This window comes from Coprococcus sp. RTP21204st1_G4_RTP21204_210225 (assembly GCF_040915385.1).
In the GTDB taxonomy this organism is placed as follows: domain Bacteria; phylum Bacillota; class Clostridia; order Lachnospirales; family Lachnospiraceae; genus Allocoprococcus; species Allocoprococcus comes.
In genome coordinates this window covers 1-10,383 of the sequence record NZ_JBCPDP010000034.1, presented here as the reverse complement: position 1 = coordinate 10,383, position 10,383 = coordinate 1, and the positions used below count along the sequence as shown (strand labels likewise).

Sequence of the window (10,383 nt, the reverse complement as noted above, 5' to 3'; positions counted from 1 at the left end):
CATGGCCGTCTTCGATGCAACGGCGGCAGAGTTTTCCGATGCCACTATGGCAAAGGTCTCCACAATCCTTATGCACACCCCAGCCCTTACCTCCCAGCAGATGCGCTATCTGCTCGCGGAAGCTAGGGACGGCACCCCGTTTCCGGCTCTGGAATCCATGAAGGAGCATCTGCTGGCACAGGCGGAACCCGAGAAGGCACTGGTTGCCGAAACCGGTGTCAAGTCCGAGTCCCGTGACATGGCATCCGGCAAGGAAGCACTTGCGGAGCAGGCGGGACTCGATAGCACCCAAAAAATCAATCAGAACAAGGAGATGGAATAGATGACCGATACTTTCAAGGAGATAGGTTCCCTGTTCGGCAGGGAAGGCGGGGGCGCAGGCTTCGCCAAACAGACGGATAAGGAATCCTTCACCTATGCCTTCGCTTGGCCGGAGGGGGATACTTGGGCAACCCTCACCGGATACCTGAATCTCGATGAGCAGCCGGAGGAGTACGTGCGCCGCGTGCTGCAAGACGGCGGATTCCGCTCCGATTGGGGCAACCCGGATTACGACCCCATCGGTGATTTCAAGGAAACAGCCGGTGACGAATACCGGATTCCTCTCCTGAAAGTCCTGCTCCGGGAGCAGCTTGCGAGCCGCTACGAGGTCGCAAACCATTTTTCGACGATGAACCGCGCCCGCGTGGAGCTTTCCGCCTTTATCCAGAACGAAGGCGGCGCACCGCTTCCCGAAGACGCGCTCGGCACTCCCGAAGAACAGGGTATCCGTGCCATGCTCATCGCCACCGGCGAACCTCCGCGCGAGGTGACCCTTCTGCCGGATAAAAACGGCTCCACCTTAAAATCGTTGCAAGCGCTGGTGGGTGGAAATATCGAGACTTTCGATATCGCTTTCGGCGAGGAGGTTTCCCTTTATGTGAACGGGGAGGGTCTGTTCACCTGCCCGCCAAATCGTGCCATTTTCGCCACCGAGGAGATGGCAAAAGCCGGGTATCTCTCCCAGCTCGATTACTCGAAGGTCGTGGAGATGGGGGATTTCTACACCGTTCTAAACGGCGATATCGTAGCCGTGGGGTTCGACCCAGAGACAGGGGAGAGCCGGTCGCTCGCGGCGGATGCACCTGCAAGGGATGCGCCCGGAAAGGATAACCAGAACATCGGATAGAACCAGAAGTGACAAAAAATTGAAAGACAGGATGCCGCATCCCATATGGGAGCGGCATCTCCACAAATGCGAAAAAGAACGGGAGGTGCGAATGATGAAAGCAGAAAAAGGCTCCGAGATTATCACGACCATCTGCGAGTACGAGAACTCCGTGGCGATGCCGGATAATGAACGCCTGACCTATCTCGACACGTGCGGCATCGCCCACATTAAGGATGGGAACGGAAATGTAAAAGCACAAGAAGCCTATGCGAACAGATGCAGCGAGTACCTGCGGTTCGGACACGAAGTTGACCTTGCCGCCTGCGGCGCATACAGCCCCTACGATGCCCTGAAAGTCTGCGACACGCCGGAGATATTCTTGAAGACCGGGTTCGAGCAGCGCCCCATGCTCTACACGCAGAAGCATCTCTTTCAGGCTCTCACACCGAAATCCGATTACAACCCCCACCGGCACGGCTTCTCCATCGAACAGGTAAAGCGTTTTCCCGAGCTTCTTGCTTCCCCGGTGGTTCTCGCCAACAGCCCGACCAGGGAGGATGTTCTGCTTGCCATCCTTCTCGCGACCGATGCCTACGACACCCCGCTCATCGCAGGCATCAAGCCGGACGGCACGGGAAACTACGGGGAGCGCGAAGTGGAGACGAATATGGTCTTGAGCGTCTACAGCAGGCAGAACTTCATCCGTTACTTCGCCCTGTTACGGGATATGGATGCCTTCGTGTTCGTAAGCGGCAGGAAAATCGAAGCGCTTGAAGACCTATCCGGGCTTCCGCTTGCGGAAAATTGCTCCGGTCTCGATATTGACAGGATTCTGCAACGTCCGAAGTGCCTTGGATAGATACGGGTCAGGAGATTTCAAAGCATGTTCTTCAAGAAGAAAAAAGGGAAAACACCGAAAACCTCGAACAGGAAGGTCGTTCCTAACATGAAGCCCATCGAAGAGCTTAGAACCAATAAGGATGTTGCCGAATGGTGCCGCGATTTTCTGCGCATCACGGACGAGCTTTCGCCAGAACTCGCGATTGCCGACCGTGCGGAACGCAACTATCTCATGGCACTCGTCGGGCTTCTCGTGGAATGGTTTCCGCGCAAAGACCTCTCTTTGAAAAGCCTAGCCGTACTCCTCTCCGGTGCAGATGCGTGTGAAAACGATGAGAACTTCAAGTCCGCCCTCGACCTTATATTCGTCCAAATTGAAGAAGGAAAAGCATACAGTTATGTAGCGGAATACGATCAGTATCTTTGGGTGCCGAGCAAGTACAGGCGAAACTCCGACGGCATGAAACCGGCAGACCGCAAAGGACTCGTCGGCTGCGAGGACTTCGCCCTGCTCTGTTGGGACTCGGTAAATCATCTTCCGGCCATCCGTCGCATCTCCCTCAAAGCGAGCCTGACCTCCCGTCTCATCGACTTTAAGTACCTACGCGAAGCCGAAGCGCCCGCCTATACCCATGGAGTTCCAAACGATACCTTCGACTATGAGTTCGATGATGACGATGACGATATCCCAGCCTTTTCAGTCCCAGAAGCCTAGCAAACTAGAAAGGAAGGAAACCATATGAGCAAATTAGTCATCGCGGAAAAGCCGATGCTCGCCCGCGATATCGCCCGCGCCATCACGGGAAAAGAGGTGTCCGAAAGCGCCCGCCTTCCCATCTCGGGAAACGGCTACACGGTCTGTGCCTGCGCCGGCCACCTTTTGGAACTGGTAAAACCGGATGCCATCGACCCAAAATGGGGAATGCCTTGGAGCCTTGATGTACTCCCTATCGAGGTTCACGACTGGCCGAAGGAACCGGCGGTCGATAAGAAGACCGGAGAGAGCAAGAAGCCCCTCATAGACCAGATTGCGGGACTCCTTAAAACTTGCGATTCCGTCATCGCCGCCGGTGACCCGGACGATGAGGGGCAGCTTATCGTGGACGAGCTTTTGGACTACCTCGGCTACGCCGGTAAGGTCGAGCGCGTCTACGTGAACGACAACATCGAGAAGAACATCGTGAAGGCATTCGACAAGCTCGTGCCCAACGACTCCTGCCGGGGTGCTGGCAACGCCGCCTATGCCCGACAGATGGCGGATATGTGCTTCGGCGTGAACGAGACGAGACTCGCCACCAAGCGTCTCGACGGCCTGTTCACCGTCGGACGCGTGCAGACCCCGACACTGGGGCTTGTGGTGAAACGCGACGAAACCATCGCCCGCCACGTCACCCGAAAGTTCTACGAGCTGTTTGCAAGCGGTGATTCGGATGCCGGAGAACTCACCTTCAAGTATCTGCCGGGAAAGGAGCTGCTTGCCGGTGAGAAGCATCTGTTCGAGCGGCATACGCTGGAAGCCCTTAAGGAAAAGCTCGACGGACGCGACCTGCACTTTGAAACGACCGTATCGAAAAAGCAGGAGAACCCGCCGCTTCCCTACAACTTGACCGTGCTGCTTTCCGACATGAGCGAGCGCTTCGGCTTCACTGCCGCGCAGACTCAGCAAATCACGCAGGATTTGCGTGATAAGTACAAAGCCATCACCTACAACCGCTCCGATTCCCAATACCTCAAGGAAGAGCATCGAGAGCAGGCACCGGCAGTCCTTGCGCAGGCGATGAAGAACCTCGGCGTGCGCTGGCCTTTGGATTACCGGCTCCACTCCAAGGCGTTCAACGATGGGAACGTGACCGCCCACCACGGCATCATCCCGCAGGAAGCGGATGCGCCCGTGTCCGCGATGGAACCGGACGAAGCCAAGGTCTACACCGCCATCTGTGAGCGCTATGCGGTGCAATTTCTTCCTCCCGCCGTGTACGACGTGAGCGAGAGCACGGTAAGTGTGGATGGCGGAGTGCTTAAGCTCACCGCGAAGCGCCTTTCGGACGCGGGGTTCACGGCTGTCTTCCCGAACATCTCGAACAGCCGCGTCAGAGAGGATTCCGATACGGGGAACCCATGGGTTCCCGCAGGAAGCCACACCCTTGCCGGTATCTCCTGCTCAATCACGGAAGGGGAGACCACCCCGCCCGCACCCTATACGGAGGGCACCCTCATCACAGACATGGCATCCATCGCGAAGTACGTCAAAGACCCGGAAATCCGGGAAATCCTTAAGCGTAAGGATGACGGCAAGAAGGGCGAACACGGCGGTATCGGAACGACGGCCACCCGCTCCTCCATCATCGAGGGTCTGAAAACCCGTGGCTACCTTGAGGAACGAAAGGGAAAGGTTCGAGCGACCGATAAGGCCAAGGCGTTCTACGCACTCCTCCCGCCGGAGATTCGCGGTGCAGACGTGACCGCAAGATGGTGGCTCATCCAACAGGATATCGCAGACGGCAAGGCGGACGTGAACGCCCTGCAAGATTCCGTCATCGAGGTCTTCAATCACCACCGCGAGACCGCCTACGTGGGCGCATCCATCGCAGGCACCGGAAAGACCGTAGTGGGCAAGTGTCCGAGGTGCGGCAAGGACGTTATAAAGACCGGCTCCATCTACGCCTGCTCCTCCATCAAGAACGAGAAGCAGGAAGACGGCACTTGGAAGGAGGTCGCGGGCTGCGGGTTCAAGCTGTTCGGCTTCTGCACCAAGAAGTTCACCGAGAAGCAGGCCGCATCCCTTCTTGACGGGAAGGCGGTCTCGCTAAGGGGCTGCAAGTCCAAGGCCGGGAAGACCTTCGATTGCAAAGTCGTTCTTCAAAAGGATGGGTCGGTAGAACCCATTTTCACACCGAGAAAACCCACGAAAAAAGGCCGCAGGTAGCGGCAGAAAGGAAGGAATGACATGGCAACACTCCTATCACCGGATATGCTTCCCGAGGATATTCGGAACATGGATTTCGGGCAGGCTTCCATGCCCCACGCGCCCGAAGCCCAGACCCCGGAAGTGCCCTACGATACGACCACATCCGCACCAGACCGCCCTGCCATACCGCTCTCCCCGGACATGCTTTCCGGGAACCTGCGAGGAAACGACAGTGAGAAATCGGGCATCGAGTTCTCCTTCGATGCCTTCGGATACACCCAGCAGGTCGAACTCGTCAGGGAGTCCTATGCGGACGGAAACCTTGCAGTGACCGCCTATCTCTCCGACCCAACCGACGAATCGTTCGGTCAGCCTTGGAGCAGCGTTACCGTGAACTTCGGTTCCCCGCTGCAACAGGACGCGACCGTTTTCCTCGACACCAATAACATGGGAGAAGCGATGCTCTCGAAAATCTCCCAGCTCGGAGCCTTCACCGGCCAGTTCATGCGTTCGGGATTCTGTTCCTACCCGGCCTTCACCTTCGATACCGAAGTCATGGACAACATGCGCGACTTAAACGAGTTTGTATCGGCAGACCACAGCAGCCTTGCCGAGATGCGGGGCGCGTGCCACGCGGCACTCGAAAACGTATACGGCAGCGAGTTCACGGATGCCTTGGAAAGCGGTTACGACCTGAACGCCGAATCCCATGACTGCGCTTCCGGAAGCGCCGTGCTCGAAACCTGCGATACGACCCGCGCGGAACAACCCATGAACCATGTGAAGGGGGTGCGATAGGCATGAGCCGCTTTCTCTCGAACCGGACTTGCATCCGTTCGCCGACAGCTATCCTAAGCAGCCAAAACACACCATTGTGCTAAAATCGGATACCGTATACACACCGCGCGGGACTACCCGTTCCGCACAGACAGAAAGGATGAAAAAACATGCCCAAGAAGACACCGGAGCCAGAGCAGGCTCCCAAGGCAGACAACTACGCCAAAATCAACATGCCCGCCGCCTTCCTCACGCCCCACGACATTCAGACAAGTGACGGGCGCACCTTCGAGAAGTGCTTCGTTTCCTTCCCCAAGGGGACGAAGGTGAACGGCATCGACGTGAGCGGCTTTTCAACCGATGTGTTCCTCTCCGACTACATGAAGAAGGACATGCTCGAAAAGGGACGCGCCACGGTCTCGTTCAAGAAGGACGAGCCGGTGCCCATCTGGACGGGGAAGAAGGACGATGCCGAGCACCCGTATCAGCGCTATGAGGTGAAGGCCACCGACCTCACCCACGCACTCAAGGTGGCGCAGGACTCCTATAAGGCCGAAAAAGCCGCAGAGCGTGCCGCCGCAAAGGACGGCGTGAGCCTTGCGGGCGAAGCGCGCGACATGGAGACCGGGAAGGACGCGCTCGCAGGCGATGACCCCGCCAAGTCCACCAAGTCGCGAACCGGACAGGATATTGCCCAGTAGTACAGAGGAAAGAGGTGACAGTCCATGGTAATCGAGGTGCTCTACAAGTCCTTCCGCTACGAGAAGTTCGACTCGTCTGCCCAGACGAACTCCGAGCCGTTCCGCGCGAAGGGAACGAACATCCTTACCGACTGGAACCTCTACCTCGGTGCCCTTGAGGAAAACGGCATCATCCTCGCAGAGCACTGGTATGACGGAAATCCGCAGCACGCAGGCGGGCAGGTGACCCTTGAGGGCACCAAGGTTCCCGCCGCCACCCGTCAGGTCGGGAGCGCCATGCTCCTCGTCTCGCCAGATGAGCTGGACGATGTGGTCTGGCTCAAGAAGGACGGCGAAAAGCTCCTGTGGCGGGAGGGCGATGAGCTGATAAACGGTGAGCGGTTCTTCGCCATGGAGCAGCTGTGTTACTCCGATGCCACAGTGCAATCCATCAACCGTCGCGCCATCGCCGTGTTCGACTACTTGAAACACGCGCACCCGACGCACTCGGATGATGAGATTGCCCGCATCATGGGCTACACCGAATCCGCCATCGAGCGCATCCGCGATGCAGAAATCTCTCAGGACGAGGGTTTTGTGGACGATGACGGGGAAGGTCAAAACGAGGAAGACAACACCGGAGCTATCGGCAGATATGACTTCGGTTAGAGATAGAACGAAACGAGAAACGCAGTTCAAACGAACCACCAACGAAGCTACAGAAAACCACGCAAACAAGGAAGGAGAAAAGAACACATGAAGATTCTCGGACGAATCAAGAAATCTAAGGTGCTCACTGCGGTCATGACCGCAGTGCTCATCTTCCAATCGGCCTGCCCCACCGGGCTTGCCTATGCCGCGCAGAAATCGGGTGTTAGCGCCTATGCTGCCGGTCAGACCATCGACCAAGCACTCGGTGCCACCAAGACGGTCGAGTCCGTGCTCTCCCAGCACGAGAACGACGAGTATTACCTCACCACGCCATATGGCAACAAAGGGCCTCATGGCGAGGGCGGCGCAATCGACACTTGGGACTGCTGGAAACCGAAGGGCGAGTACGGTAGCGGTGCCTATATGAACTGCACCGGTTTTGTGGTTGCCGTCCTCCGTGCCTGTGGAGCGAATACATCCATCATCGGAAACTATACCGCCAAGGACGGCTACAACAGGGGTAACGAGACGAACGCATTTAAATGGGATGAGTATTGCCGCGACAACAATGCCGTCAGCTACACATTCAGCTCCAAAGAGCAGATGCTCGCGTCCGGTATCCTTGAGAAGGGCGATATCATCTACATGGAGCCGGCGGACTGGAATCATAGCAATTCAGACTGCCATATCGGCTTCTTCTGGGGCAGCAACAGCTCGGAAGACCTTTTCTGGCACTCTTCCAGCCACGCGGACGGTATTGTAAAGGGCTATTTCCCGAACTCCGCAGGCGGCAACGTGATTTCCAAAATCACGCCCAAGTATCCCGTTCGCTACTACCGTGTCATCAAGACGTTGCACAAGGGATATCTGACACTGCATAAGGACTCCTCAAATAAGACCCTTACCGATGCCAATGACTGCTATTCCCTCGCAGGTGCCGAATATGGGGTCTACACTGACTCCAACTGCTCGAACAAGGTAGCGACCCTTACGACGAACGTAAGCGGGAACGCGAACACCGTCTCGCTCAACCCCGGACGCTACTATGTGAAGGAGACCAAGGCTCCCAAGGGATATTTCACCGATTCGCAGGTTTACACCGCAGATGTTTCCGGTGCGAATCGCGAATCCTCGCCTGTGAAGCTCTCAGTCAGCGACAATCCCGCAAATGACCCTATGGCTATGCTCCTTGGTAAATACGACGGCCAGAAGACCTATAACGGCGCTGGTAACCTCCCGCAGGGTTCCGCCACCCTTGCAGGTGCCGAGTTCACCGTCGATTACTACGCCACCCTTGACTACAAGAGCTACGATGACCTTAAAAACGCCGACGTGAAGCCGACACGTTCTTGGACGTTCAAGACGAACGAAAACGGAATCGCCAACTTCAAGGCCGACGATTTTGTTTCCGGCGATGCCTTCTACTACAACTCCAACAACGACCCGTGCATCCCACGCGGCACTGTCGTCATTCGTGAGACCAAGGCACCCACAGGCTATGTGAAGTCCGACGATGTATCCTTCCAGAAGATTCAGGAGAATCCGACCACAGGTGCCGTTCGTACTTACAACGTCCCGGAGGTTGCCGAGCAGGTCTACCGCTCCGATATCGAGTTCACGAAAAAGGCCGATAACGGTTCCGAGCACCTTGCAGGCGTGCCCTTCAAGGTGACCTCCCTCACTACCGGCGAGTCCCATATCGCTGTGACCGATGAGAACGGCTATTTCAGCTCCGCGTCCTCTTGGAACGCGCATGACTCGAACACCAACGCGAACGATTGGGCGCTGACCGCAAGCGACACCATCGACAGCACAAAGCTCGATGCTAACGCCGGTTTCTGGTTCGGCAACAACAGCGCGCTCGATGGGAATGGCACCACTTCCACCTCCGATGCCGTCAAGGCGGACAACAAGCTCGGTGCCCTGCCCTTTGACACCTATTCCATTGAAGAGCTTCGCTGCTCCGCTAATGAGGGCTATGCGCTCATCAACACGACTGTTACTGTGACCCGTGATGCCAAGACTATCGACCTCGGCACCTTCGATGACCCGGAGCCGGAAATCCACACCACCGCCTACGACGCTTCTGATAGCGACCATTACGTTGGGGTCGGCACCGTCAAGATTTCCGACAAGGTAGAGTACAGCCATCTCGTCGCGGGTAAGACCTACACCGTCATCGGTGAACTGCATGATGCCGCTACCGGCGATGCTGTCACGGTTAACGGTCAGGCTATCACTGCTGAAAAGACCTTCACGGCTGAGGACTCCGCAGGTTCCGTCACGCTTGACTACGCTTTCGATTCCTACGACCTCAAGGGGAAGACCCTCGTGGTCTATGAGACGCTTACCGATGCAAAGGGTGCGAAGCTCGCCGAGCATAGGAACAAATCCGACGTTTCCCAGCAGGTGACCGTGCTCACGCCGAAGCTCTCGACAAGCGCTGTGGGCGATGCGGACAATAGCAAGTCCGTCACCGCTGAGGGTGATGTTACCGTTACCGATTATGTCCGTTACACCGGGCTTACCGCCGGGCAGACCTACACGCTCACGGGAACCCTTATGGACAAGTCCACCAAGAAGGCTTTCGTGGATGCCGACGGCAACCCCGTCACCGCGACTGCTGAGTTCACGGCGGAAGCCGAAAGCGGTACCGCGACCGTGACCTTCACCTTCAATGCCAGCAGCATCAAGACCGGCACCAAGCTCATCGCCTTCGAGACCCTTTCCACGAACGGTATCGAGATTGCCGACCACAAGGATATCAACGACATTGACCAGACCGTTACCGTGAAGGCTCCCGTTATCGGCACCACCGCCGTCGATGCTGCCGACGGTGACAAGACGGTTACGGGCGAGGAAAATGTCGCTGTCCGCGATACCGTCCACTACAACAACGTGACCCCCGGCAAGACCTACAAGGTCATCGGTACCCTCTACGAGAAGGTTCTTGACAAGAACGGAAAGGTCACGAAGAAGGTATTCAAAGACAAGGACGGTACCCCCGTCACTGCGGAAGCAAACTTTACCGCAGAGGACTCCTACGGAAACGTCGATGTGACCTTCTACTTCGATGGCAGTTCGCTCAAGGAAGGTACCTCTCTCGTTGCCTTCGAGTCCCTGTCCTACAACGACAATGAGATTGCTTCCCATGCCGACGTGAATGATTCCGGCCAGACTGTCATCATCACGAAGCCCAAGCTCTCCACTACCGCAACGGATGCCCTTGATGGTGATAAGAACCTCATCGGTGAGGATAATGCCACCATCGTCGATACCGTCCATTACATGAACGTGACACCCGGCAAGACCTACAAGGTTTCCGGCACCCTCTACGAGAAGGTCACCGACAAGGACGGCAAGGTCACCAAGAAGCA

9 protein-coding genes are annotated in these 10,383 nt (G+C 56.8%); all 9 read left to right on the top strand.

Going from position 1 to position 10,383, the window contains the following annotated elements; genetic code table 11:
- Nucleotides 1–322, top strand: a 322-nt coding sequence (locus AB5213_RS16490; RefSeq protein WP_368276974.1) for a hypothetical protein, incomplete at its 5' end; no start/stop codon positions are given.
- Complete coding sequence (locus AB5213_RS16485; RefSeq protein ID WP_368276973.1) at nt 323–1,168, top strand: DUF3846 domain-containing protein; 846 nt, start codon at nt 323–325, stop codon at nt 1,166–1,168.
- Between the two features lie 91 nt (nt 1,169–1,259).
- Nucleotides 1,260–2,009: a hypothetical protein gene (locus tag AB5213_RS16480; protein WP_368276972.1), complete on the top strand. Its 750-nt coding sequence runs from the start codon at nt 1,260–1,262 to the stop codon at nt 2,007–2,009.
- 24 nt (nt 2,010–2,033) lie between these two features.
- Nucleotides 2,034–2,705, top strand: a complete 672-nt coding sequence (locus tag AB5213_RS16475) for a hypothetical protein (RefSeq protein WP_368276971.1) — start codon at nt 2,034–2,036, stop codon at nt 2,703–2,705.
- Nucleotides 2,706–2,729: 24 nt separating this feature from the next.
- The gene (locus AB5213_RS16470) at nt 2,730–4,916 is read left to right on the top strand and encodes a DNA topoisomerase (RefSeq protein WP_368276970.1); all 2,187 of its coding nucleotides are present in this window, start codon (nt 2,730–2,732) and stop codon (nt 4,914–4,916) included.
- A 21-nt stretch (nt 4,917–4,937) separates the two neighbouring features.
- Nucleotides 4,938–5,696: a DUF4313 domain-containing protein gene (locus AB5213_RS16465; protein WP_368276969.1), complete on the top strand. Its 759-nt coding sequence runs from the start codon at nt 4,938–4,940 to the stop codon at nt 5,694–5,696.
- Nucleotides 5,697–5,845: 149 nt separating this feature from the next.
- Nucleotides 5,846–6,376 carry a hypothetical protein gene (locus tag AB5213_RS16460; RefSeq protein WP_055155918.1) on the top strand — a complete coding sequence of 177 codons (531 nt, stop codon included), beginning with the start codon at nt 5,846–5,848 and terminating at the stop codon, nt 6,374–6,376.
- A 24-nt stretch (nt 6,377–6,400) separates the two neighbouring features.
- Complete coding sequence (locus AB5213_RS16455; protein WP_195488379.1) at nt 6,401–7,024, top strand: hypothetical protein; 624 nt, start codon at nt 6,401–6,403, stop codon at nt 7,022–7,024.
- 87 nt (nt 7,025–7,111) lie between these two features.
- The coding region (locus AB5213_RS16450) for a VaFE repeat-containing surface-anchored protein (RefSeq protein ID WP_368276968.1) at nt 7,112–10,383 on the top strand (3,272 nt) is incomplete at its 3' end.